This is a genomic window from Gordonia ajococcus, assembly GCF_012974285.1.
GTDB classification, from domain to species: domain Bacteria; phylum Actinomycetota; class Actinomycetes; order Mycobacteriales; family Mycobacteriaceae; genus Gordonia; species Gordonia amicalis.
On record NZ_CP052884.1, the window covers coordinates 3215279 to 3238053 of the forward strand.

At 65.8% G+C, this 22775-nt stretch carries 23 protein-coding genes, 2 tRNA genes and 2 pseudogenes; 10 read left to right on the forward strand and 17 right to left on the reverse strand.

The features are described from left to right. Positions 1-117: 117 nt before the first annotated feature. Positions 118-191, forward strand: a tRNA-Arg gene (locus tag GAA2_RS14560). A 1103-nt stretch (positions 192-1294) separates the two neighbouring features. Beyond that, positions 1295-2203 carry a hypothetical protein gene (locus tag GAA2_RS14565; protein WP_024498331.1) on the forward strand — a complete coding sequence of 303 codons (909 nt, stop codon included), beginning with the start codon at positions 1295-1297 and terminating at the stop codon, positions 2201-2203. Between the two features lie 899 nt (positions 2204-3102). Here GAA2_RS14565 and GAA2_RS14570 read toward each other — a convergent pair. The 14 genes and pseudogenes from GAA2_RS14570 to GAA2_RS14635 all read right to left on the reverse strand — a co-directional run. Next, positions 3103-3360, reverse strand: a pseudogene (locus GAA2_RS14570) (tyrosine-type recombinase/integrase); the annotation flags it as partial. A gap of 27 nt (positions 3361-3387) precedes the next feature. Continuing rightward, positions 3388-4158, reverse strand: a complete 771-nt coding sequence (locus GAA2_RS14575; RefSeq protein ID WP_157753384.1) for a tyrosine-type recombinase/integrase — start codon at positions 4156-4158, stop codon at positions 3388-3390. Positions 4159-4237: 79 nt separating this feature from the next. Beyond that, positions 4238-4438 (reverse strand): hypothetical protein, encoded by a 201-nt coding sequence (locus GAA2_RS14580; protein WP_152528516.1) that lies wholly within the window; start codon positions 4436-4438, stop codon positions 4238-4240. Between the two features lie 43 nt (positions 4439-4481). Then, positions 4482-5156, reverse strand: coding sequence for a recombinase family protein (locus tag GAA2_RS14585; protein WP_232513098.1), 675 nt, complete (start codon positions 5154-5156; stop codon positions 4482-4484). Between the two features lie 38 nt (positions 5157-5194). Then, entirely contained in the window at positions 5195-5347 is a 153-nt protein-coding gene (locus GAA2_RS14590; RefSeq protein WP_157753383.1) for a hypothetical protein, read from the reverse strand. 603 nt (positions 5348-5950) lie between these two features. Beyond that, positions 5951-6328: a hypothetical protein gene (locus tag GAA2_RS14595; RefSeq protein ID WP_024498561.1), complete on the reverse strand. Its 378-nt coding sequence runs from the start codon at positions 6326-6328 to the stop codon at positions 5951-5953. A 485-nt stretch (positions 6329-6813) separates the two neighbouring features. Then, positions 6814-7170 (reverse strand): hypothetical protein, encoded by a 357-nt coding sequence (locus GAA2_RS14600; protein WP_024498562.1) that lies wholly within the window; start codon positions 7168-7170, stop codon positions 6814-6816. Next, positions 7154-7690, reverse strand: a complete 537-nt coding sequence (locus GAA2_RS14605) for a helix-turn-helix domain-containing protein (RefSeq protein WP_024498563.1) — start codon at positions 7688-7690, stop codon at positions 7154-7156. Before GAA2_RS14605 ends, GAA2_RS14600 begins: the two co-directional genes overlap by 17 nt. Further along, positions 7674-7847, reverse strand: a complete 174-nt coding sequence (locus GAA2_RS14610; RefSeq protein WP_157753382.1) for a hypothetical protein — start codon at positions 7845-7847, stop codon at positions 7674-7676. The genes GAA2_RS14605 and GAA2_RS14610 overlap by 17 nt, the downstream gene beginning before the upstream one ends. After that, complete coding sequence (locus tag GAA2_RS14615) at positions 7844-8341, reverse strand: hypothetical protein (RefSeq protein WP_157753381.1); 498 nt, start codon at positions 8339-8341, stop codon at positions 7844-7846. Before GAA2_RS14615 ends, GAA2_RS14610 begins: the two co-directional genes overlap by 4 nt. A gap of 44 nt (positions 8342-8385) precedes the next feature. After that, on the reverse strand, positions 8386-8571 hold the full coding sequence (locus tag GAA2_RS14620) for a hypothetical protein (RefSeq protein ID WP_024498565.1): 186 nt from the start codon (positions 8569-8571) through the stop codon (positions 8386-8388). Positions 8572-8797: 226 nt separating this feature from the next. Beyond that, positions 8798-9604: a hypothetical protein gene (locus GAA2_RS14625; RefSeq protein ID WP_024498566.1), complete on the reverse strand. Its 807-nt coding sequence runs from the start codon at positions 9602-9604 to the stop codon at positions 8798-8800. Positions 9605-9767: 163 nt separating this feature from the next. Continuing rightward, the gene (locus tag GAA2_RS23460; protein WP_396349860.1) at positions 9768-10109 is read right to left on the reverse strand and encodes a helix-turn-helix domain-containing protein; all 342 of its coding nucleotides are present in this window, start codon (positions 10107-10109) and stop codon (positions 9768-9770) included. Between the two features lie 264 nt (positions 10110-10373). Continuing rightward, positions 10374-10883 (reverse strand): GNAT family N-acetyltransferase, encoded by a 510-nt coding sequence (locus tag GAA2_RS14635; RefSeq protein ID WP_024498568.1) that lies wholly within the window; start codon positions 10881-10883, stop codon positions 10374-10376. Positions 10884-11043: 160 nt separating this feature from the next. On the opposite strand from GAA2_RS14635, the gene GAA2_RS14640 reads away from it, so the two are divergent. Both GAA2_RS14640 and GAA2_RS14645 read left to right on the forward strand, forming a co-directional pair. Then, the gene (locus GAA2_RS14640) at positions 11044-11406 is read left to right on the forward strand and encodes a hypothetical protein (protein WP_024498569.1); all 363 of its coding nucleotides are present in this window, start codon (positions 11044-11046) and stop codon (positions 11404-11406) included. Beyond that, complete coding sequence (locus GAA2_RS14645) at positions 11406-13103, forward strand: hypothetical protein (protein WP_024498570.1); 1698 nt, start codon at positions 11406-11408, stop codon at positions 13101-13103. Before GAA2_RS14640 ends, GAA2_RS14645 begins: the two co-directional genes overlap by 1 nt. Positions 13104-13128: 25 nt before the next feature. Here the strand turns inward: GAA2_RS14645 and GAA2_RS14650 are convergent, their stop codons facing one another. Continuing rightward, complete coding sequence (locus GAA2_RS14650; RefSeq protein WP_024498571.1) at positions 13129-14427, reverse strand: uracil-xanthine permease family protein; 1299 nt, start codon at positions 14425-14427, stop codon at positions 13129-13131. A gap of 127 nt (positions 14428-14554) precedes the next feature. On the opposite strand from GAA2_RS14650, the gene GAA2_RS14655 reads away from it, so the two are divergent. The 3 genes from GAA2_RS14655 to cmrA all read left to right on the forward strand — a co-directional run bounded on the left by GAA2_RS14655 (position 14555) and on the right by cmrA (position 18126). Continuing rightward, on the forward strand, positions 14555-15103 hold the full coding sequence (locus tag GAA2_RS14655; protein WP_024498572.1) for a PadR family transcriptional regulator: 549 nt from the start codon (positions 14555-14557) through the stop codon (positions 15101-15103). Positions 15104-15183: 80 nt separating this feature from the next. Then, positions 15184-17247 (forward strand): NADPH-dependent 2,4-dienoyl-CoA reductase, encoded by a 2064-nt coding sequence (locus tag GAA2_RS14660; protein WP_024498573.1) that lies wholly within the window; start codon positions 15184-15186, stop codon positions 17245-17247. Between the two features lie 72 nt (positions 17248-17319). Further along, on the forward strand, positions 17320-18126 hold the full coding sequence (gene cmrA, locus GAA2_RS14665) for a mycolate reductase (protein WP_024498574.1): 807 nt from the start codon (positions 17320-17322) through the stop codon (positions 18124-18126). A 9-nt stretch (positions 18127-18135) separates the two neighbouring features. Here the strand turns inward: cmrA and GAA2_RS14670 are convergent, their stop codons facing one another. Next, entirely contained in the window at positions 18136-19734 is a 1599-nt protein-coding gene (locus tag GAA2_RS14670; RefSeq protein WP_191834434.1) for a helicase HerA-like domain-containing protein, read from the reverse strand. 70 nt (positions 19735-19804) lie between these two features. Here GAA2_RS14670 and orn point away from each other — a divergent pair, with 70 nt between their 5' ends. The 3 genes and pseudogenes from orn to GAA2_RS23225 all read left to right on the forward strand — a co-directional run. Further along, positions 19805-20404, forward strand: a complete 600-nt coding sequence (gene orn, locus GAA2_RS14675) for an oligoribonuclease (protein WP_024498576.1) — start codon at positions 19805-19807, stop codon at positions 20402-20404. 101 nt (positions 20405-20505) lie between these two features. Beyond that, positions 20506-20578 (forward strand) — tRNA-His (locus GAA2_RS14680). A gap of 202 nt (positions 20579-20780) precedes the next feature. After that, positions 20781-21082: pseudogene (locus GAA2_RS23225) on the forward strand (RNA polymerase sigma factor); the annotation flags it as partial. 61 nt (positions 21083-21143) lie between these two features. Here the strand turns inward: GAA2_RS23225 and GAA2_RS14685 are convergent. Beyond that, on the reverse strand, positions 21144-22772 hold the full coding sequence (locus tag GAA2_RS14685; protein ID WP_081712425.1) for a hypothetical protein: 1629 nt from the start codon (positions 22770-22772) through the stop codon (positions 21144-21146). Between the last annotated feature and the right edge of the window lie 3 nt (positions 22773-22775).

Sequence of the window (22775 nt, forward strand, 5' to 3'; positions counted from 1 at the left end):
ACACCGTCCGACCTGGTGACGCCGTGGTGTGCGGCACACCTGCAGCGGGGGTGGCGTCATGTCGTAAACTCCATGTGCCCGACGCCCCGTGACCTTTTGCCACGAGTGCGCCGGTCAGCCTCCGTAGCTCAGGTGGATAGAGCAAGGGCCTTCTAATCCCTAGGTCGCAGGTTCGAGTCCTGCCGGGGGCGCAGTGACCAGGGTCATCCTGTGTTGCCGCGACCGAATTAGCTCGTCAGGTCGACGATTATTCGACGCTTAGTCGGTGAGAGCGCTATCGGGCGGGGATATGTCCCACAGCACATGCCGACCGTCGGGCTGCAGGTATGGACACGCGAATCGCGGGCCCAGCTCTCTCGACATGGCGAAGTCGTCTGGAACCATCGCCATACACTCAGCCCGCGTCTCTCGAAGCCAACGACCACGCTTCGAGTCGAGACGGGTCACATGCATCGTGACAACGACGATCTGATCGTTGCTCAACACGAAACCGTCCACGATTCCTGCGTCGAGAAGGTAGCTAGGTAGTCCCCCGTCAATTCGAGGCATCCCCGTGTCGGCAAGATCAACGCGAAACTCAGTCACCGTGTCCGTGCGCTCAGGTTTCGCAATCCATCGAACTCCCCCAGCTCCGTCCCACCCCGCCCCCGGACTCGGCACCACGTCCTCGGTGGGCACCATGAAAGTGATGAGGTGAGTCCAACCCGGTACGAACTCCTCCGGCCGTTGCCAAGCATGGAGGCGCCGGTTGTCCGGATCTGGACGAGTCACCCACTTTGCGCCGGCGTGCTCGGTGGACGACAAATGGTAGATGTACGTGCCACTCTCATGAAACGAGTACTTGGCCAAGTCCTTCCATGTCCTAATGGACGCGTAGACGTCGAACTTGTCGCGGTTCGCCCAGACCCTAAACACACTGGAACACTCGCCCGGACGTCCGACCGCGAACCTGATCGCAGACCCCTTCTTCACAGGGTCAAACGTGACAACCGGATCCTCCGGGCGCGGGGGTAAGTGGTAGACGTCCGCCCGGCGAGTCGCCGGGTCAAGGTCCATCACCATGCCAGCAAGCCGGGGCACTTTCCACGGCAAGTCACCAGGCGATTTCACACGTCGAGGTCGAGATGACATGGCGGAATACTAGACACTAACGAAGTGCTGCGGACGGGTCAGCGCGATCGGCGGCCGCTGGCGGGTACCGTCAGTCGTCGTGACGACCGCGAAGTGGTTGGCACGCTCGCCCGTTCGGACGACAATGTCACTTGGTTCAACGACCCGTCGCTAGTATTCCCGCATGCCGGAAACACGCAAGGTTCTTGATTCGGTCACGCTCCGTTTCGTCGGGAATGAGGAGTCGGATTCTGACCTTCACGAGCTGAGAGCTATCGACGTCTCGGACGTACTTCGAGGCCTCGCCGGCATCGTCGGCGATTTCGACAAGGCCGGCGTGTTTCACGTCGAAGGACCCGCCGATTCACAAGTACTCGTGCGCCCTCCGAAAGAGGGCTCGTTCGTCATCGAGGCGATTCGACTGGCCTCCGAGAACTGGGAAGGTGTCGCGGCGATAACCGGAGTGCCGTCGCTGGCGACACTCATTCAGGTGTCCACCAAGTCGGCGCGTGCAGGGGTCCAAGACTTCGAATACCTCGAGAACGGCAACGTGAAGATCACCTGGCAGGACAATACGGTTCACGAGGTCCCCAAACCTGCCTGGGATGAACTGAACAAGCGTAAACGTCGCCGAAAGAAGCAATTGCGGGAAATCATGGCACCGCTCAGCGACGAACGAGTGTCCGAGCTCGATGTCAGCGGTCAGGCCCCGAGCGAAGAGGGCACGCCTGACGAGGCTCCGGCTCCTGAACCGTTTGTCCTCACCCGCGCCGACTATGACAGCGTCGCCCCAGAGGACGAGGTTGAAGAGTCCGCGGAGACGTTTGAGGTAGACGCCCAGATGCAGACCATCGACTTCGGCGACCCAAAAAAGTGGAGGGTGAAGGCCGCCGGCCGGACCCGAAAGGCGTCGGTTGAGGACGCTAGCTTCCTACGGCGTGTCGCACAGGGCCTCGCGATCAGTAACAGCGACATCTTCCGACTCAAGATCCGCGCGGATAAGATCGTGAAGAACGGTCGTGAACGGACTACGTGGACCGTTCTGGAAGTCAAGGGCCCATCGAAAAGGACGGCAGGTGATGACGACACCTAGACAACCGTCGCGTCGACGCCTCGACGTCTCGGGCCTGCTCCTGATGACCATAGGACTGGTGTTTGGAGCTATTTCGTACTGCCTCATCACCTTTGGCACTGTCAACGTTCTGGTGATCGTCCCCTCGGTCGTCGCAGCCACCGTCGGTGCGATGCACCTAATCAAACGTGAGGCCCCACGCGCCTGACCTAGAAAGGCAGCGGAACCGACGCAGGGGGTGGCGACGTCTAACCATTCGTGACTCCCCGCATCCGTCTCCGTCGTGTCTGCCCGCCCGACGCCCACGACTGTGAGCGCTGCCTCATGATTGCCAGGCAGTCGTCGCGCCGACGCCTCGACCTCTCGGGCCTACTCCTGATGACCGTAGGACTGGTGTTTGGAGCTATTTCGTACTGCCTCATCACCTTTGGCACTACCAACGTTCTGGTGATCGTTCCCTCAGTCGTCGCCGTCACCGTCGGCGCGATGCACCTAATCAAACGTGAGGCCCCACGCGCCTGACCTAGAAAGGCAGCGGAACCGACGCAGGGGGTGGCGACGTCTAACCATTCGTGACTCCCCGCATCCGTCTCCGTCGTGTCTGCCCGCCCGACGCCCACGACTGTGAGCGCTGCCTCATGATTGCCAGGCAGTCGTCGCGCCGACGCCTCGACCTCTCGGGCCTACTCCTGATGACCGTAGGACTGGTGTTTGGAGCTATTTCGTACTGCCTCATCACCTTTGGCACTACCAACGTTCTGGTGATCGTTCCCTCAGTCGTCGCCGTCACCGTCGGCGCGATGCACCTCACCAAACGTCAAGCCCCGCACGCCTGACCTAAGGATCGAGGATTCGGGCCAATCCCGCAGGGCTCGCCGTTAAGCGAATCGTTAGTGCTACGCCGTTCCATTAGGACCAAATCACTCGACAACCTCGCGATGATCTGCTCGACGAGTCCGCTCGATGTAGTGAGCGCGCGTCAATGCCGCATCGGCGTGCCCGAGCTGTTCGGCAGCGGCATCGGCGCCCTTCGCCGTCGCCACCGCTGTCGCAACAGCCTTGCGGATCACATGCGGCGTCACCCACTCGGATAGACCCTGACGCTCGCGGGCCGCACGCCACTGGTCGCGGACGTTGCACGCGTCGCGCAGAGTGCCGACCGCGCTCGCGAACACGACGTCATGTTCGTTGGGGAGCGCTGCGAGCTACCGCGCCATGAGCATGGGGACCACCCACCGCGGGAGCGCCAGCACGAGGGCTTGATCCTCGGCCTTGCCCTTACCGTGCGCCTGGATGACCAGACCCGCCCTTTCAACCTCGCCACCGTTCCTCGGATCGTGACCGTCGCCGCCGCGTCTCCGTCGGGCGAGGTCGAGATCCGCCCACCGCACCGCGAGCGCCTCACCGATGCGGACACCGGTCGCGGCGAGGAACGACACCAGGTCGGGCAGGTCGGCGCGTACCGATCGCTCATCGGCACGTAGAGCGACGAGCAGGTCGCGCACCTCCTCGATAGACATCGCCCGCGGCGTCGGCCGCTTGGAGACGACCTTGACGTCCCGGACCGGGCTCGTCGGGACGGCGCCGTTCGCGAACGCGATGGCGAACATGCCGCTCAGCACCGACCGGGAGAGCTTGGCGGTCGCCGCTCCCCTGGTGTCGGCGATAGCCTGGACGGCGGTGTTCATCCGATGCGGTGTGCACTCGCGCAGCGTGAGGCCACCGACGGGCGGGAGGACGTAGGACTCGACGACTTCGCGGTACCGGCGTTTGGTGTTCTCGGCCAGCTCGCCGCGCTCGGTGTCGGCAAGCCAGTCGGCTGCCAGTACCGAGACACGGGTGTCAGCGGTGATCCCCTCGTCTGCGGGAGCAACCCGCTCGGCCAGCTTGCGTTTGAGGCGTTGCTCCGCGTCGAATCGACTGCGCCCGGTCGCCGTGACGACGCGAGTGTGTCCATCGAGATGCGGAATCGACACCACGCCTTAGCGTTTGGCGGCACACCTCGCGAGCTGATACGCCCGAACGTGCCGACGTCCAGGCGCGGGCGTCCGCGGCTCATCGCACGAGGTCGGCCAGCGCGTCGGCCAAGCGCGCGACCTCCGCGTCAGTGAGGTCGATCGCCGCGTCGGCGTCGCCGTTCAACTCGACGCGCCACAATCGCTCGCCCGTCAGATCACTGTCGCAGTCGTGAGACACCAGCAGACTGCCACCGAGGCCGCGAGCTGCCACCCACGGGCGCGAAAGATCATCGCTCATTGTCGTTCCGTTCTCGTCAGCCGACGGCGCTCGCCGCCGGGGTCTACTTCGCCAGGGCGGCGGCGTCCTGGCTGTCCAATACGGCCTTGACGGTCGATGCACGCCACATGCCCCCGCGGGCGGTGGCGATGCCGGCCTCGGACAGCTCGGCGGCGATGGCTCGCAGGCTCAGGCCGCGCGCCTTGGCATCGACGATGCGCCGCGTCACCTCGGCCGGCGTCTCGCTCGGACGTCCGAGACGGACGCCCTGGGCACGCTTCTGCGCCAGCGCGTCCTTGGTGCGCTGCGAAATCAGGCGGCGCTCCAGCTGAGAGAACACGATCATCATCGACGCCGCGGCCTCGCCCGCAGGCGTGGTCTGGTCGACGGCCAGATCAGCCGAGAGCACGCGCCAGCCGTTGCGGCTGGCCTGGTCGAGCAAGCGCGAGGCGTCGGCGACCGACCGTGACAGGCGGTCAAGCTTGGCGACCATCAGCGACTCGGCCTGACCGGCCTCGACGGCGGCGATGGCCTCAGCCAGCGCGGGCCGGTTGGCGATGGCCTTGCCTGAGATCCCCTCGTCGGAGAAGAACTCGACGATCGTCAGGCCGCGCCGGGTGGCCTCGGCCTCGATGGCCGCGCGTTGGGCCGCGAGACCCGCACCGCTGGTGGCCTGCTCCTCGGTGCTCACACGGAGGTAGGCGACGGCGGTCGCGGCGGGGGCGGTGCGCTTGCTCATGTCCCAAGTGTACATAAAACGACCATTTTATGTACGCCTTACTCGTCGGAGATAAGGCGCAAGGCGACTATCGCGCCTTCAATGGCCGCTCGCTCGCTGGTCTTGATCTCGATCTGCTGATCATCGACCGATGCGAGAAAGCGGGAGAGACTGTCCGCGATCTGCTGGGGTGTCGGGTTGGCTGTAGTCATCCGCTGTCGTCTGCCATTCAATGAGTTGATCCCATTGCTGCTCAGTATGATTCAATCATCGCACGGCATGAGCGGTGCGGATGCCTCGTGGAACGGAGATAACCTTGTCCGCTCGTGGAAGTCTTTGTCTGACAGTCAGTCTCGCGATGACCCTAACCGTCGCAGCCTGTGGGGGCGCGAACGACGACGGACCAAAAGGGCCCACAGATGACGAGCTCGCGCAGCAGATTGAGGCCGCTTACGTTCCCGCCGAAGCCTGTTGGAACTCGTTTCGCGATCCCTCGTGTCCCGACGTAATGGAGACCGTCTGGCAGGATCTCCAGGGGCCTTACAAGGAGCTCCAGCGGCAGGGGAACCGAGAAGAGTCCGTGCGGGAGATCGCTAAGGTCCATGCGGGTTGGGAGGAATGGTTGAGGCTCTGCATGGACGACCTGTCTGCAATCCGCCAGGGCATGTGGTGTCTCGAAGAAGCTCCGGGCTCGCGCGACCTTGCCCCCGCGGTCAAGCTTGTTCGTGAGGGGAAATAATGGAATGGCATCACGCACGTTGCGGCCGCAGACGGGCGACGCAACACGATCTGTCGATGCCCCGGTGCTAGTGTCCTCACTGAAAGTACTGGGGGCATAAGTGCTTAGCGGCGTCTTGCGCCGGGTCGGTTGATAGACCCACTCCTGCGGAGAAGTTGACACACGCGGATAAGCCGTTGTCGAAGAGGACCCAGTACGGATACTTGCGATTGTTGTCGATCGCCCGTTGCTTGACGGGCTTAAGCATATCCGGTGTGCTGGTCGCACTAAGTCCGGCAACTAGGTACTTGCAGGAGACGCGCCGGGCCTCGCTCACTCCCTGATTCGGAATCCTTCCCGTCACCTCCTCTGCGAGAGGGTGATTGAGATAGTCCTTCTTTGTCTGAAGCTGATCCTCGATGGCGGCGCTGTAGGCATCAGTCGAACCATCGCTCCCGGGTCCGGCGAGGAGCATCTGGGCTCGGTACGCCGCTTCGTATTCTGGCCATACTCTTCGAAGCTCGCCAACGGTCGGAATAGGGACGTCGGGGAGGTTGCACTGGTCGGTTTCCGCTCCTTGGCTACTGGCAGTTGCGGGTGGCTCACCGTCGTTGTGGCTGCCCGTCACGTCTGCGCTTGAACTGCACCCTGCAAACGCTACCGAGAAGAGTAGAAGTCCGGTGGTGATGCAACTGTGCCGCGTAGTCAAGTGGTCCGCCTTCTTTCAGCTTGTCCTCGTTCGGACCGAACTCTAGGACCAGCCGAGCTGAGTGGTGGCCCGACCGACGGCATTTCCCAGGTGGCAGAGTCACAATCGTTCGATCAGACGACTGGCCCGATAGTGCACCCTCGCTGTCCGTTTCCCGCGGGCGATTATCCGAGCGATGCAACCTGGTCTTCCCCGGGTCCCACTGCCAGCTTGCGTTTCTCCGGCGCACAGCTTGAACCGCATGTGCACCATCAGCCGCCGCCCAGCTCGGCGGCAGCGCTGTCGAGTGCAGTCGCGAGCTCGGCGCGGGTTGGCGCGTCCAACCCGTCGGCGAACCGGGTGCGCCCGATCGCGTCCCAGAGCGCAGCGAGCAACTGGGCGCCGGTAGTCCGGAGAGCGCTGACCGTGCTCGGGTGATCGAGCGGGTCCAGGACGACGCCGGAGGCGATGCCGTGGTCGATTGCGAAGGTGACTCCCTGCAGGTCGTGGTAACGCGCCGTCAACTCGGCCCCGGTTGCGGTGGCCGGCACCACCCTGTTGGGCTTGTACTCGGCGTTCTCGGCGATCAGGGCGCCGACCGCGGCGACGGCGTCAGCTAGCTGACTCATTGGTCCTCCCTCGGTGATGGGTGCGGATCTGCTCGAACAAGTCGGACAACATCGACCTCTTGTCCTCGGTGCCCGACTCCGCGGCGTCGGCGGCATGCTCGGCCACCCTCGTGAGTTTCTCGATGGCGCTCGCAAGGTCGGACACCATGCGCGCGGTGGGCAGATCCAGGGGCACCTGCTCTACCCCGTCCTTGGTGACAACGTTCTCCATTGTGTTGTCCCACAACCGTTCACGTAAATGGAGCGCGTCAGCTAGAGCCTGCTCGGCCAAGTGCTGCCGTTGTGCGCGCAACCGCTCGGCCTGGCTTGCCGCGCCGGCGGGCGTTGGACCCCACAGCAGACCGTGACGCTTGGACCACCGACTCAGCGACGGGCGGTCGAGTCCGAGTTCGCGAGCGGTCTGGCCCTGACTCAAGCCCTCGGCGTGGAGACGCCGGATCTCGGGCTCGTCGTCATCGACGGGCACGCGCGCGGACAGGTGGCGCGCCTCGGGCAGGTCCGGGTCAGCCGAGTCCGACACGGTGACCCCACTTCGCCTGTCGCGTCCAGAACACATCGACGAGCCGCCAGAACTCAGCGCGTGCCGCAGGGGCGCCGCTGGACTTGATGCGCGCATACGCCGCGGCCGCCTCCTCGACGGTGGCGTCCTGGGCGGCGAGGTACTCCTCGGCGGTCACGCACCCCACCGCCCGCCGTGGACCTTGCGCAAGCCCTCGCGGGCGACCGCGCGCTGACGGTTGCCGTCGGCGAGCTCGTCGCGGCTCTTGCGGCTCTTGCGCTCCCGGATCTCGTCGACGGCGCCCTCGGTGGCCTGCTGGCGACTGCGGGCCAGCATCCGCTTGCCCAGCGTGCTCAGCTTGGACTCGTTGACCGCGACGCGCTCAGAGCGGCACGTGGGGCACTGATCATCACCGGCATGGGGCTCGACCTCGAAGGCCTCGTCGCGGACCTCGCCGGCGACCTGGCGCAGGCGCAAACCCTTCTCGATGTCGCCGCTGCGACGGGCACGCCGCTGCAACCGCATCGCGTCGATCTCGGGGTCACTGACGGCCGCGGTGACCATCGAGGGATTGATGTCGGCGGCCGGGACGACGGTGGCGCACGCGGGGCACGGCCGCGTCGGGGTCGCGGGTTTGGTGGGCTTCTTCTTCGGGGTGGTCGGGTTGGTCATCGGATCTCCTTCGGGGTGGGGCGGGTAGTGTGGGGCGAGGGCGGTCACAAGAGTTCTTCGGCTACGTCGGTCAAAGTGTTTGTGAGGCAGCAGATCTCATCTGCGGTGAGGAACACGACCTGTCCGTCGACCTCGATCGAGACGCGGTCGGTGAGGCGGTGGACGATGATCGCCGCGGGATGGCCGTCCTCGTGCTCGCAGGCGATACGGCACCGACCTAGCGGAGTCATGACGTCCCCGCGAGTAAATCAGCGAGTTCGTTTGCGAGCGCGAGCGCCTCCTGTTTGGTCAACAGCCAGCGAGTGCCACTGGACGTCAGGCTGACGGGGTGCAGCTGGTCCCTCGGTTCGCGCGCAACGATGATGCGCGGACGCCCTGTCGGTCGGATCTTCACAGCTTGGCCTCTCTATCGAAAGTGTGTGTTCGCGTATGTGTTCGCGTGATTGGGATGCGGCCTCAGGCGACCACCCGCAACAACGTCGGGCGCAGGAGCGCCGCGGCCTCCTCGGACCGTCGTTCCACTCCCCGACCGTCGTCGGCCAGCAGGGTCAGCCGATTCACAACGTCGTCGTCAGCCTTGGCGAGAATCGACAACAGATCGGAGAACAGCACTGGTCGACCTGCTCGCGAGAGTTTGGGTGCGGTGTCCACGGCCAGCGGGTAGCAGCGATCGCAGTACGCCTTGTCGGCATGATCCATCGATGCCGAGCACCAGGCGCAGACGTCTGAGCCCTCGGCGCAATGCGAGTGCACCGATGCCCCCGCCGGTACGTCGGGCTTTCCGCATACGCGGCAGACGTACGCAGAACCACTTTCCCCGTACTGGCCAGAACCTGTCCTGCCTGCCCTGTCCCTTTCGGTTTTCGGATCGCTTACCGACTGGGTTTTCGAGTCGCTAACCGACTCGGTTTCCGTCCAGGTCTCGCGCGGCGGGCCAGCACTCGACTTCTTCGGACGTCCGCCCATGCGTCCGTTCTGCGCGTTGGCTGTCTGCTGGGCTATGACCTGCTCGCGAGTGCGCTGATACCCGGCGTGGTGCCGGATCACATAGGCGTCGCCATCCTCGGCCCAGTAGCCCGCGGCCACCAGTTCGCTCGCCGCCTCAGGGTGAGTCGCCCACTTGCCCATCCTGGCCTTGGGCAGTCGCAGATTAAACAGCTTGCGGTTGCTCCAGCACAGCCCCTCGACGTGTAGCCGGAACGCGTGATCCGACAGCCCATCGCAATCGTCGCTGAAATCGTCGCTCAACTTGGTCCAGGTCACGTGCCGCGCCCATCGTGCGCCGGCTTAGGCTCGCACAGGACGTGATCGTTAAGCGCGTCGCGGCGCCTCTGGTCCGACACTGGCCGCGACCTCAGGCTCAGCAGGCTCAGCTCGCCACAGGAGGCCGAAACGGCATCGACGGCATAGCGGAGAGCCAGGGCGGTCACGATGCGGCCCTGGGCGTCGGCTGAACAACGCGAGCGGCTATCCAAGCGTCGACGTCGGCGCGGCGGTAGCGAACGCGCCGGCCGTCCCGAACGAACGGAGGTCCCTGCCCGCGCCACCGCTCGGTATCCACGGCCTGACGGCTCATCCCGCGGTACGCCGCCAGCTCGTCGGTCGTCATCAGTCCTTGGTCGGCCATCGACCGCCCCTCTCTCGCCATCGGTTGTGATGACAAGAGTGGACCCGGAAACCATTGTGATGCAACGCTATCTGCGAGAACTACCGAGACGGAGTATGTGAGGCAAGCGGTAACCAACGTGACACCGGCGGCATCCAACATGAGCCGCCACACCTTCCGATCCAGCCTCAAAATGTGATGTATTTCATAACTAGCGTCAGCACTTCGATCGGCCCACTTGGTCGACGAATATTTGACGCTTAGGTGGAGATCTGGTGCGAGATCCGGTGATCCCGCGAGCGCTCCAGAGCGCCGAGTCTCTCTGCACCAGTGAGCGGTTGAGAGTTTGCGAAAGCTGTTGCGAGACCGGGCCTTCTAATCCCTAGGTCGCAGGTTCGAGTCCTGCCGGGGGCACTGTGACATCGTTCAGATGCCGAACGGTGCCGCATAGCGGACCATCCCAGACGGGATGTCGCTCCCGTCGAGGCTGAGCACCATCAGGGCCTCGTCGGGCACCTCGATGCTCAGCCGGACGCCGTGGTCGACGGCTCGTCGGAAGCCGAAACGCGGGTAGTAGTCGGCGTGGCCGAGCACGACGACGGTGCTCTCCCCCATCTCGCGGGCCGCGTCGAGGGCGGCGGTGATCGCGGCCGAACCGGCGCCCGTCCGCTGCAATGCGGTGACCACCGCGCACGGTGCGAGGCAGAGCGCCGGGGCATCACCGATGTGGCAGCGCGTCAGCAGTGCGTAGCCGACCGGTCGATCGTCGTCGTCGACGGAGACCATGGACAGTCCGTCGATCCATGCCGGGTCCGTCCGGAGCGCATCGACCAGCTCGGCCTCCGCCGGCGCCCCGAAGGCGTCGGCGTTGATCTCGTGGACGCGCGTGACGTCGTCGGCCCGCTCCGCCCGCGTACGCCAGGCCTGCTGCGGCATCGGTGTCTCCCTGTCCGGTGTGGCTGAGTGTCCCCAACGTAGCCCGCGGACACTTTCGCGGCGAAACCCTTTTCGGAACCGGCGAGGCGCGCCGCGCGTCCAAGAATCGCACCACCTCTCCGGGTGGTCGCAGTCCTCGAGGATCACGCCACGGAGGATCATGACGCTCCCGTTCACCATTCCCACTCTCCCACTTCGGATTCCATCCTCCGACCGCGGATACCGGTCGCCCGACGACACTTTCGGACTGTCGCCGGCCGAGATCGAGGGAGTCGTCACCGCGTGGCGCGCCAACGGCATCGCCGTCCACGCGATCGACACCGCTGCCATCGGCGACGCCCGGGGCTCGTCGAGTCGGGTCGCGCATGCACTTCGCGACACCGCCGAACCCGCACGACGCGCCGTCGAGTCGATCGGAAACCGCCTGACCGCGATGAGCGAGATCCTCGACGCATTCGTGTCGACGACGATCACCACCGACACCCGAGCCGCGTCGAAGCTCGACTCGCTGCGGAATCGCTGATGCGCCCGACGATCTCGGCGTTGCGCAGGTGGAACCCGCAGTCCTTCTGCGACGCGGGAACGGCGGCCGCAGTCACCGCCGAGGCCCTCGACACCGGACTCGACCGCGCCGTCGCGAGGTTCGATTCCGCCGCGGCGTGGCGTGGCCGAACCCACGACGCCGCGCATCGACGGATCTGGCAGGAGCACGATCACGCCGGCGAGGTCCGCAACGTCCTGCAGATGATCGCCGACGAGGCCTCCGACGCCGGGACCGATCTCACCCATGCCCGCGATCACGTCCTGCGACTCGTCGACGCCGCGACCGATGACGGGTTCCTCGTCGCCGACGACGGGACCGTCACCCATCCCGATCCCGTCCGCGACCCGACCGCCGCCGAGCTCACCGCCAGCATCGACTCGGGACTCATCACGATCGACACCCTCGACGAACGCTACGGCGCCCGACTCGTCGGGTTCGCCGCCGATCTCGCATCGATGGTCGACGGCCAACCCGAGGTCACCCTGCCCGGCAACCGGACGATGGACGCCGACGCCGCGGTGCGCACCCTCGAGAGCCTGACGCCGTCCCAGATCCGCACCGTTCTCGAACGGATGGCACCCGATGACGTACGCCGCCTGGTGCAGGCGAATCCACATGTGATGGGCAACCTTCCGGGCGTTCCCTTCGACCTCCGTATCCAAGCCAACGAGATCAACATCCGCAACGCCCTCGTCGACGAGATCCAGGCCGGCCGGGGCGAAGGCCGTCGAGCACGAACGCTGCGAGACATGTTGACGCAGACAAGCGATCCGACCGCTCCGGCGCCTCACGCCGGTGACGACGGCCTGGTCGAGCGGCAGTTCGTGACCTTCGTGAACACACCACAGGGTCGCGCCGTCGAGATGATCGGATCTCTGCGCCCCGGCATCAGGAACGTCGCCACGTACGTCCCGGGAACGGGCACCACCGTCGACACCGCCGGCGGCGACAACCGTCGTGCCGCAGCCGAACTCACCGCCCAGACCAACGGCCCGGTGTTCCTCTACCTCGACGGTGATCTGCCGAGAGACCTTCGCGCCGCCACGAGTCCGGCCTTCGCCGCCGCCATGGCGCATCGGCTCGCGCTGTTCGGATCCGAACTCGACGCCGAGATCGCCCACCACGCGCCCGGGGCGAGCACCACCTACATCGGCCATTCGTACGGCGGATCGGTCGTCGGCACGGCCGAACAACTCGGACTGACACCGGATCGCGTCATCTATGCGTCGTCGGCCGGCACCGGAGTGCACGATCTGCCCCACCCGGGCGGCGTCGAACGTTATTCACTGACCTTCCCGGGCGATCCGATCCACTATGTGCAATCCCTACCCGGCAACCCACATGGCTCCGACCCCGATTCCGCACCCGGCGTGCGGCGGTTGGACACCGGCACCGTCGAGATCGACGGCCGCCGGTATGACAGCGGGGTCAAGACCCATGGCGGCTACTGGAACGACCCGGACTCGACGGCCTTCCGGAACATGGTGAAGGTCATCACCGGTCAACCGCCCGAACTCTATGTCCCGCGTAAACCCGATGTGCCCGAGCTCCCGCCACCTCCACCCGGTGCCGCGTTCGCCCCGCTGTGGTGGCTGTATCTGCTCAACGACCGCGCCGACGGTGACGTGGACGTGCCGGGCCCCATCCCCGACATACCGCTGCGACTGCCGTGGTGACCGGCGACTACCAGACTTCGGTCGATCAGCTCTTGTCGGGGACCACTGTCCCCCGCCAGCCACCGATGATGCGCATGGAGTGATAGATCACCAGTGCGGCCACCGAACCCAGCGAGATCCCCGCGAACACGAGATCGCCGATCTGCCAGGTGTAGTCGGCGATGCCGATGATGAGCGGGATCGCGGCGGTGAACTGGTTGATCGGCTTGGAGAAGTCGACCTTGTTGCTCACCCAGATCTGGACGCCGATGATGCCGACCAGACCGTAGAGCGCGGTGGTGACGCCGCCCAGGACGCCCGGCGGGATGGCGGCGATCACGGCGCCGATCTTCGGCGAGAGGCCGAGCAGGATCGCGGCCGCACCGGCCACCCAGTAGGCCGCCGTCGAATACACCTTGGTCGCCGACATCACGCCGATGTTCTCGGCGTAGGTGGTCGTCGCCGACCCGCCACCGCTGCCCGCGAGCATCGTTGCCAGACCGTCGGCGGCGAGCGCACGGCCCATCGTGTCGTCGTAGTCCTTGCCGGTCATCATCGCCACCGACTTCACGTGACCGATGTTCTCCACCACGAGCACCAGGACCACGGGCAGGAACAGCGGCAGCACACCGAGATCGAAGGTCGGGGTCTGGAAGTCGGGCAGGCCGATCCACGCGGCGTCGGCGATCCCGGAGGTGTCGATGTAGTCGTTGTCGGAGTCGACCCAGTCGAGCAGGAGTGCCAGCAGATAACCGACGGCGACACTGAGGAAGATCGCGAGACGACCGAGCAACCCGCGGAACAACACCGCCGACGCCACGAGCAGGACGAGCACGATGGTCGCGAGGACGGGGTCGGCGACGAAATTGTTCTTCGCGGCCGGAGCGAGATTGAGTCCGATCAATGCCACGATCGCGCCGGTCACCACTGGCGGCATCAGCGTCTCGATCCACTTCACACCGGCGAAGTGGCTGATCAGGCCGATGATGACGAGCAGAGCGCCGACGGCGACGAGGCCACCGAGAGCCGACGACGCACCGTCGGAGGCGACCGCGGCCGTGACCGGAGCGATGATCGCGAAGCTCGAGCCGAGGTAGCTGGGCAGCCGATTGCGGGTGATCAGCAGGAAGAGGATGGTGCCGACACCCGAGAAGAACAGGGTCGTCGACGGCGGGAACCCGGTCAGCACCGGAACCAGGAAGGTCGCGCCGAACATCGCGACCACGTGCTGCAGTCCGATGCTCACGGTCCGCGGCCACGTCAGGCGTTCCTCCGGTGCCACCACGGTGTTCGTCGTGAGCGTCCACGACAGCAAGTTCTGGGATCTCGTCCCCGGTTCGGTCATGCGCAATAGTTTGCGGTACTCACGGCTCGCCCGCTCTCCTCACCCCGGCCGCGACTCCCGCGCATATGCAACAAGACTCATATACACCTTGTTGCATAGTGCACTGTTGCAGTGTTAGCGTGCCCACATGGCGCTCGAACATGCGATCCTCGTGTCGCTGGCGGAGCGGCCCGGCACGGGTTACGAGATCGGTCAGCAATTCGACCGATCCATCGGCTACTTCTGGTCGGCCACCCACCAGCAGATCTACCGGACGCTCAAGAAGCTCCTCGACGACGGACTGGTCAGCGTCGAGTCGATCAGCCAGGACGGCCGTCCGGACAAGAAGGTCTACACCATCTCCGATACCGGCCGGGATGCGTTGGCGCAGTGGGCGATGAGTCCGACTCCCATGCAGGCGCTGCGCTCCGACATCGGGGTGAAGCTTCGCGCCGCGGAGTTCGGCGACCTCGCCGCCATCATCGGCGAGTTCAAGGCACACCGCGACGAACACCTCGCGCTGCTGAAGCTGTACAGGGGTTTCCAGGCGGACTACTACCCCGAGCCCGATGCCCTGACGGGCCGCAAGCTGCACCGGTACCTCGTCTTGCGCGGCGGCATCCGCCAGGAGGAGAGCTACATCGATTGGTGCGACGAGGTCATCCCCGCACTCGAACGCGAACTCGCCGGCAGGTGAATCACGTCACCCGACGGCAACTGCACGACAGCAACACCCACCCGAAGCGATACGACGACACCGAGATGAAAGGTCGCGCCATGTCAGCCCACACGGCACAACCCAATCAGCACTACCCACATCTGTTCACCCCGCTGCAGATCGGCGGCATGACCATCGAGAACCGCCTCGTGATGGGGTCGATGCACACGGGTCTCGAGGATCGCCTCTGGGACACCGACAAGTTGGCCGCCTACTTCGCCGAGCGCGCCAAAGGCGGTGCAGGACTGATTATCACGGGCGGCTTCGGTACCAGCCGCACCGGTCTGCTCGCCTTCGCCGGCGGCAAGATGACCAACGTCGTCGACATGACCCGGCACAAGCGCGTGACCAAGGCCGTGCACGACGAGGGCGGCAAGATCGCCATGCAGCTGATCCACGCCGGCCGCTACGGCTACACGCCGTTCAAGGTCGCGCCGGGCAAAGAGCCGTCGCCGATCCACCCGTTCAAGCACCTGCGGATGACCGAGCCGATCATCAAGCACGTGATCAAGTCCTTCGGACAGTCGGCGAAGCTGGCCCGCCAGGCGGGTTACGACGCGATCGAGATCATGGGCGGCGAGGGCTACCTGATCAACCAGTTCCTGTGCCCGCACACCAACGACCGCACCGACAAGTGGGGCGGCAACACCGAGAACCGGCAGCGCTTCCTGGTCGAGGTCATCAAGGAGATCCGCCGCCAGGTCCCCCGCGACTTCCCGATCATCCTGCGCCAGTCCATCGCCGACCTGATCCGCAAGGGCCAGACCTGGGACGAGATCGCCCTGATGGCCCGCAAGGCCGAGGAGTACGGCGTCGACGCGATCAACACCGACATCGGCTGGCACGAGGCACAGGTTCCCACGATCGTGACCTCGGTCCCGCGTGGCGCCTTCGTGAAGTTCACCGAGCGGCTGCGCGACGAGGTGTCCATCCCGCTGATCGCCGCCAACCGCATCAACACCGCGGAGTTCGCCGAGGAGATCCTCGCCAACGGCCGCGTCGACGCTATCCAGATGGCCCGCCCGTTCCTCGCCGACCCGCATCTGGCGAACAAGGCCCGCGAGGGACGCGCCGACGAGATCAACACCTGCATCGGCTGCAACCAGGCCTGCCTCGACCACGCGTTCGTCGGCAAGAAGGTGTCGTGCCTGGTCAATCCGCGCGCCGGGCGTGAGACCACGCTGGTTCTCAGCCCGACGCGCAAGGCCAAGCGCGTGGCGGTCGTCGGCGCCGGTCCGGCCGGCCTGTCGGCTGCTGTGGCGAGCGCCGAACGCGGGCACAAGGTGACGCTGTTCGAGGGCGGCAAGTCCATCGGCGGCCAGTTCTCCATCGCTGCCCGCATCCCGGGCAAGGAGGAGTTCAACGAGACGATCCGCTACTTCACCCGCAAGCTCGAGGTCCTCGGCGTCGACGTCAGACTCAACACCCGGGTCGACGCGGACACGATCATCGCCGAGAAGTTCGACGACGTCATCGTCGCCACCGGTGTCGTGCCGCGGATCCCGACCTTCCCCGGCGTCGACCACCCGATGGCGATGTCCTACGCCGACGCCGTGCTCGGCCACCGCGAGATCGGCAAGCGCGTCGCCGTCATCGGTGCCGGCGGTATCGGCTTCGACGTCAGCGAATTCCTCACCACCGATGAGTCGCCGACGCTGAATCTGAAGGAATGGGAACAGGAATGGGGCGTCACCGACGATCCGGAGAAGCCCGGTTTCGTCACCAAGCCCCGTCCCCTGCCCGCCGTGCGTCAGGTGTACATGGTGCAGCGCAAGTCCGGTAAGCAGGGCAAGACGCTCGGCAAGACGACCGGCTGGGTGCACCGCGCCACGATGAAGATGAAGGGCGTCGAGCAGATCAGCGGCGCAACCTACGACAAGATCGACGACCAGGGACTACACCTCAGCTTCCGCGACGACGAGGGCAACGTGAAGGAGACCCGGGTCCTCGAGGTCGACAACGTGGTGATCTGCGCCGGCCAGGAATCGGTGCGCGAGCTCATCGATCCGCTGACCCTCGCCGGGGTCACGACCCATGTGATCGGCGGCGCCGACTACGCGGGCGAGCTCGACGCCAAGCGCGCGATCCGGCAGGGCACCGAGGTCGCCGCCGGTATCGACTGACCTCGCACGACATCGACGTCGCTGTGCTCCGGCTCTCCGGGCCGGAGCACAGCGACGGCTACGATTGGCCCCATGCCGGTACCGCCGCCTTCAGCAAACGCCCGCGCCGTCGTCACCGGAGCCTCGTCGGGCATCGGCCGCGAGCTCGCCCGGGCACTGGCCGCCCGCGGCCATTCGGTCATCCTCGTCGCCCGTCGCGGCGACCTCCTCGAAGAACTCGCCGGCGAGTTGCGCACAGCGCATCAGGTGGCCGTCGAGGTACGCGCCGTCGATCTGTCCGACCCCACCAATGTCGCGGTCCTCGCCGCGGAATTCGCCGTCCGCGAGATCTCGATCCTGTGCAACAACGCCGGCATCGCCACCTTCGGCCCCGTCGCCGACCTCGACGCCGAATACGAACGGGCCCAGGTCCTGCTGAACGTCAACGCCGTTCACGACCTGACACTCGCAGTGCTCCCCCAGATGGTCAAGCGCGGTTCCGGCGGCATCCTCATGGTGGGCTCGGCAGCCGGCAACATGCCGATCCCCAACAACGCCACCTATGCGGCGACGAAGGCCTTCGTGAACACCTTCAGCGAGTCGCTGCGCGGCGAGGTCTCCTCGCAGGGCGTCCACGTCACGCTTCTCGCACCCGGACCCGTCCGCACTCACACCCCGTCGCCCGACGAGGCGTCGATCGTGGACAAGGTCGTCCCCGATTTCCTCTGGCACTCGTCGGCCAAGGTCGCGGAGATGAGCCTGGACGCATTGGCGCACAACAAGATGCGTATCGTGCCGGGAACGCTGTCCAAGGCGATGTCGGTCGCCGGTGGGTACACCCCGCGCGCCGTCGTCGCACCCATCGTCGGCGGTTTCTACCGGAAGTTCAGCGCCGAGTAGCGAGACTCCTCACCGCCGGCGACGTCGACCCGTACCGAAGATCGCGCGACTGAACTCGCGTCCCGCGGCACTGGCCGCCGAACGCAGGAAGCTCTGGACCGGCTTGCTGGTCAGCACCTCGGTGATGATGTCCGGCTCCTCGGGTGCCGGCTTCGGTGCCTGCGTCGGTGCCGGAGCCCGCTTCGGTGCAGGGGCGGGTGACGGTACCGGCACGGGGGCCGGTGCGTCGGCGGACTCCCCGGGTGACAGGGTGTTCGCGGCGAGCACCTCGTAGGCCGACTCGCGATCTGTCGACTGCCCGTACTTGGCGTACAACGGACTCGTCGTGGCCGCAGCCGTGATCGCCTCCGCCCCGATGGCATCCATCGACGAACGCGGCGGGCGCACCACCGTCCACGCGACCGGTGTCGGCGCACCCTTCTCCGACAGCACCGTCACCACGGCCTCGCCCGTACCCAGCGACGTGAGGACCTGCTCGAGCTGGTAGATCTCCGAGACCGGATAGGTCTTGACCGTCTTCTTCAGCGCCTTCTGATCGTCAGGGGTGAAGGCGCGCAACGCATGCTGGATGCGGGCGCCGAGCTGCGAGAGCACCTCGTTGGGGATGTCGGTGGGCAGCTGAGAGCAGAAGAACACGCCCACGCCCTTCGAGCGGATCAGCTTCACCGTCTGCACGAGCTGATCGACGAACGCCTTGGACGCGTCGTCGAACAGCAGATGCGACTCGTCGAAGATGAAGACCAGCTTCGGCTTGTCGAGGTCGCCGACCTCCGGCAGGAACTCGAAGAGGTCGGCCAGAATCCACATGAGAAACGTCGAGAACAGGGCCGGGCGGGTGGCCTGCGCACTGAGTTCGAACAGCGTGATGATGCCGCGGCCGTCGGCCGCGAGCCGGATCAGATCGGCGGGTTCCACCTCGGGCTCACCGAAGAAGGTGTCGCCGCCGCCGGCCTCGAGATTGGTGAGCGCACGCAGGATCACGCCCGCGGTCTGGCGGGACACCCCGCCGATGTTCTTCAACTCCGCCTTGCCCTCGTCGCCGGTGAGGAAGGCGATGACCGACCGCAGATCCTTCAGGTCGAGCAGCGGCAGGCCCTTCTTGTCCGCCCAATGGAAGATGAGCCCGAGAGTGGACTCCTGGGTGTCGTTGAGTCCCAACACCTTCGAGAGCAGGATCGGACCGAACGACGTGATCGTCGCCCGGATGGGCACACCGATGCCGGTGGACCCGAGCGAGACGAACTCCACCGGATGGGAGGCCGGCCGCCAGGCATCGCCGGTCTGCTGTGCGCGTTCGACGATCTTGTCGCTGCCGACGCCCTCGCGACTCAGTCCTGACAGGTCGCCCTTGATGTCGGCCATCACCACGGGCACCCCGTTGGTGGAGAGCTGTTCGGCCAGCAACTGCAGCGTTTTCGTCTTGCCGGTACCCGTGGCCCCGGCGACCAGGCCGTGCCGGTTCATCATCGCGAGCGGGATGCGCACCGAGGCGGTGGCGTCGACCTGTCCGTCCACCGACACCGTCCCCAGTTCGAGCGAGGTCGAGGTGAAGGCGTAGCCGGCGGCGATCGTCTGAGCAGGGCTGAGGGCTTCGGTCACGAGGGACACGATAGCCCGGGTCGGTTCGCTGTTCCGCGTCTCACGCGGGCTTGTCGTGACGGTTGGCTAAGGTTGTCGGGTGCAGGACAAACTGGTGTGGATAGATTGCGAGATGACCGGCCTCCGACTCGAATCGGACAAGCTGATCGAGATCGCGGCCCTGGTCACCGACGGTGACCTCAACATCCTGGGTGACGGCGTCGACGTCGTCATCCACGCCGACGACGAGGCTCTCGCGTCGATGCCCGACGTCGTGACCAAGATGCATGCGGACTCCGGCCTCACCGACGAGGTACGCAAGTCCACCGTCACGCTCGCCGAGGCCGAGAAGATGGTCCTCGACTACATCCGCAAACACGTGACGACGCCCGGAGCCGTCCCGCTGGCCGGCAACTCGATCGCCACCGACCGCGGCTTCATCGCCCGCGACATGCCCGAACTCGACGCCTACCTGCACTATCGGATGGTCGACGTCAGTTCCATCAAGGAACTGTGCCGCCGCTGGTACCCGCGCGTGTACTTCGGCCAGCCCGAGAAGGGCCTCGCCCACCGCGCGCTCGCCGACATCCGCGAGTCGATCCGCGAGCTCCGTTACTACCGCGCGGCGGCGTTCGTGCCGACGCCCGGCCCCGACGTCGACACGTTGGCGAACATCGTCAAGGATCTCGGACCCGCCTGAAAGCCCAGGTCAGAAAACCGATTGGAGTTCTGAGGCATCGACCCGCTAGAGTGTTCTTGGCTCTGAGGCCCGGGCGAAAACCCAGGTTTCCGGCGCCGATGGTGGATGTAGTTCAGTTGGTAGAGCACCAGGTTGTGATCCTGGCTGTCGCGGGTTCGAGTCCCGTCATCCACCCCGACGAGTGGGAGGTCCGTTTTCGGACCTCCCACTTCTCGTTTCACAGGTCGCTGCGTCGGGAGCCGGTCCGTCGGGAAAACCAGTTGTCTGCGGCTGTCGATATCCGAGTCATCCGTACGTCACCATGGTGTCGGGCCACTCCGGTCCGGCGGCAGATGACTGGGGGAACGATGAAGTCGTGACCCGTCGAGCGGTGGAGGAAACCCACGATCCGGGACCGGTTGTGCGGGTGGGACGAGCCGTCGCCGTCGGCCGGGCGTTCGGTCCGACGCGCGGACTGGCGATGCTCGACCGCCTGGCGTCGAACCCCGCGCTCGACCGGTATCGCCCGTTCCACTCGCACGCGCGCTCACGCTCGAAGAGCTGGACGACCATGACTGTGCGGCCGACGCCTACCGACGCGCACTCGACCTGCCCGGCAACGAGGCCGAAGACGACTATCTGGCAAGCGCTCTCGCCGTGTTGGTGCAGACGGACCATCCTGGAGACGACTCACGGTGACAGCGAATCCCGTTGCGTGTCGGCCCGGTTCGCGAGTCAAGGCGCGACGGGACGGAACCGGCTACTCGGCGTCCGCCGAGTCCTCGGAACCCGACCGTGAGCCGGCCTTCTCCGCGGTGGGTACCGGGTCGGAGTCCTCGGGCTCGGACGCGTCGGCCTCCGGGGCGTCGGCGGTCAGCTCACTCGTTTCCGGTGCGCTCGTCTCTGGTGCCTCGGCAACGGGTGCGGGCTGCGAGGTCGTCGACGTCACCGGAACCGTGGGCTCCGGTAGAACGAACGTGAATCCCGATGTGCCCGAGGGCGTCCAGATGGCGCTACCCGCAGCGCTCGGCGCCGTGAACGCGACCCATCCGGTGTAGGTCCCGCCCGGCTCGAGGTGCGCCGGTAGCGGCGGCCCCTCGGCAGTGGCTTGTCCGGCCGCCTGTTGCACTCCCCCGACCAGCGGGGCGAAGTCGTCCCAGGCGATCGACGACAACCGTCCGTCGCCCTTGGCGTCGGATGTGGTGACCGTCATCTCGACCGCGATCGTCGCCTGAGCCCCGTCCGACGGTGCGGTGGACTCTATCTTCTGGAGGGTCGCCGTACCGAGATCGGCGCCGTCGGTGGCGATCACCGGGAAACGACTCCCTATCTCGACGACGGTCGGTGTTGTCGTCCCCTCCTTCAGAACCGGGGCATCTGCACTCTCGCCGGTGGAGGGTGTCGCCGACGAAGACCCCTTGGACTCCGAGTCGGCTGCCGAGGAACTCTCCGACCCTGAGGACGCGGATTCACTGTCGGGACTCGCCGGTTCCGAACTCTCCACACTGGAACTCGCCGCCGATTCCGAGGTTTCTGTGCTCGACGAACTCGGGGCGAGGCGGGCCATCCGTGCCGCCGCACTCTGGACGCCGGCGCTCGGAAGCGGTTCACCGATGCCGCATTCGGCGCGGACGAACTGGACAGTGACCGTCCACACGGTGGTCAGTGTGATCGCGGTCTTGATGTCCACGTCGAGGATCAGGGTGGACAGTGCATGCTTCGCGGTTGTAGTCACCACGCTCTTGAGGGTTCCCTGCACCCGAAATCCGACGGCGAGCGAATCGATGGTGGTGGTCTGGTTCGCGGACGGAACAGCGTAGGAGTTGGTGAGCCCGACCCGGAAGTTGCCCCCGGCCGGGGCCACTGCATTGGTGGAGACGGTCCCGCCCCAGTTGTTGGACGAGCAGCTCACCGAGGCCGAATACTGGCTGTTGTCGGTGTTCAGCACAGAGGCGAAGCCGGTCGGGAAGAGCTCGATGTTCTTGGCGTTCGACGCAGAGGTAGCCGTCACGACACTGCCGTTCATCGTGTACGTCGCCGACGACCGGCCGTCCGCCGCCACCGTTCCCAACAGCAGGATTCCGGTACTCGAGGCGTGGGTCCAGCCGGTCGCGCTGGGAACCAGGCTGGAGCCGGGATTCACGTGGGTGTGGGTGGCGTTTGTCGCCGTGAACTCGCCACTGGTGATCGCACGGTCTGTGTATGCGTGTGCGGTCGTCGACCGTGCATACCCCTCGAGATTGGCGGCCCGCGTGAAACTCGAGTTGCCCCAGACCTTGTCGTTCCACGCGGCCAGGACGCCGGTGGCCTGCGCGATGACGCCGAGGATCGCGACGACGCCGACTATGGCGACAAGGATCTTGCTGCGCTTGGTGAGATGCATGCTCATACG

Excerpts from the sequence above, each read along its gene's own strand:
- GAA2_RS14565 (WP_024498331.1), top strand. The coding sequence starts at position 1,295 with ATGCCGGAAACACGCAAGGTTCTTGATTCGGTCACGCTCCGTTTCGTC.
- GAA2_RS14580 (WP_152528516.1), bottom strand. The coding sequence starts at position 4,438 with ATGAGCGATGATCTTTCGCGCCCGTGGGTGGCAGCTCGCGGCCTCGGT.
- GAA2_RS14585 (WP_232513098.1), bottom strand. The coding sequence starts at position 5,156 with ATGAGCAAGCGCACCGCCCCCGCCGCGACCGCCGTCGCCTACCTCCGT.
- GAA2_RS14590 (WP_157753383.1), bottom strand. The coding sequence starts at position 5,347 with ATGACTACAGCCAACCCGACACCCCAGCAGATCGCGGACAGTCTCTCC.
- GAA2_RS14595 (WP_024498561.1), bottom strand. The coding sequence starts at position 6,328 with ATGCTCCTCGCCGGACCCGGGAGCGATGGTTCGACTGATGCCTACAGC.
- GAA2_RS14600 (WP_024498562.1), bottom strand. The coding sequence starts at position 7,170 with ATGAGTCAGCTAGCTGACGCCGTCGCCGCGGTCGGCGCCCTGATCGCC.
- GAA2_RS14615 (WP_157753381.1), bottom strand. The coding sequence starts at position 8,341 with ATGACCAACCCGACCACCCCGAAGAAGAAGCCCACCAAACCCGCGACC.
- GAA2_RS14620 (WP_024498565.1), bottom strand. The coding sequence starts at position 8,571 with ATGACTCCGCTAGGTCGGTGCCGTATCGCCTGCGAGCACGAGGACGGC.
- GAA2_RS23460 (WP_396349860.1), bottom strand. The coding sequence starts at position 10,109 with ATGTTGGATGCCGCCGGTGTCACGTTGGTTACCGCTTGCCTCACATAC.
- GAA2_RS14635 (WP_024498568.1), bottom strand. The coding sequence starts at position 10,883 with ATGCCGCAGCAGGCCTGGCGTACGCGGGCGGAGCGGGCCGACGACGTC.
- GAA2_RS14640 (WP_024498569.1), top strand. The coding sequence starts at position 11,044 with ATGACGCTCCCGTTCACCATTCCCACTCTCCCACTTCGGATTCCATCC.
- GAA2_RS14645 (WP_024498570.1), top strand. The coding sequence starts at position 11,406 with ATGCGCCCGACGATCTCGGCGTTGCGCAGGTGGAACCCGCAGTCCTTC.
- GAA2_RS14650 (WP_024498571.1), bottom strand. The coding sequence starts at position 14,427 with ATGACCGAACCGGGGACGAGATCCCAGAACTTGCTGTCGTGGACGCTC.
- GAA2_RS14655 (WP_024498572.1), top strand. The coding sequence starts at position 14,555 with ATGGCGCTCGAACATGCGATCCTCGTGTCGCTGGCGGAGCGGCCCGGC.
- GAA2_RS14660 (WP_024498573.1), top strand. The coding sequence starts at position 15,184 with ATGTCAGCCCACACGGCACAACCCAATCAGCACTACCCACATCTGTTC.
- cmrA (WP_024498574.1), top strand. The coding sequence starts at position 17,320 with ATGCCGGTACCGCCGCCTTCAGCAAACGCCCGCGCCGTCGTCACCGGA.
- GAA2_RS14685 (WP_081712425.1), bottom strand. The coding sequence starts at position 22,772 with ATGAGCATGCATCTCACCAAGCGCAGCAAGATCCTTGTCGCCATAGTC.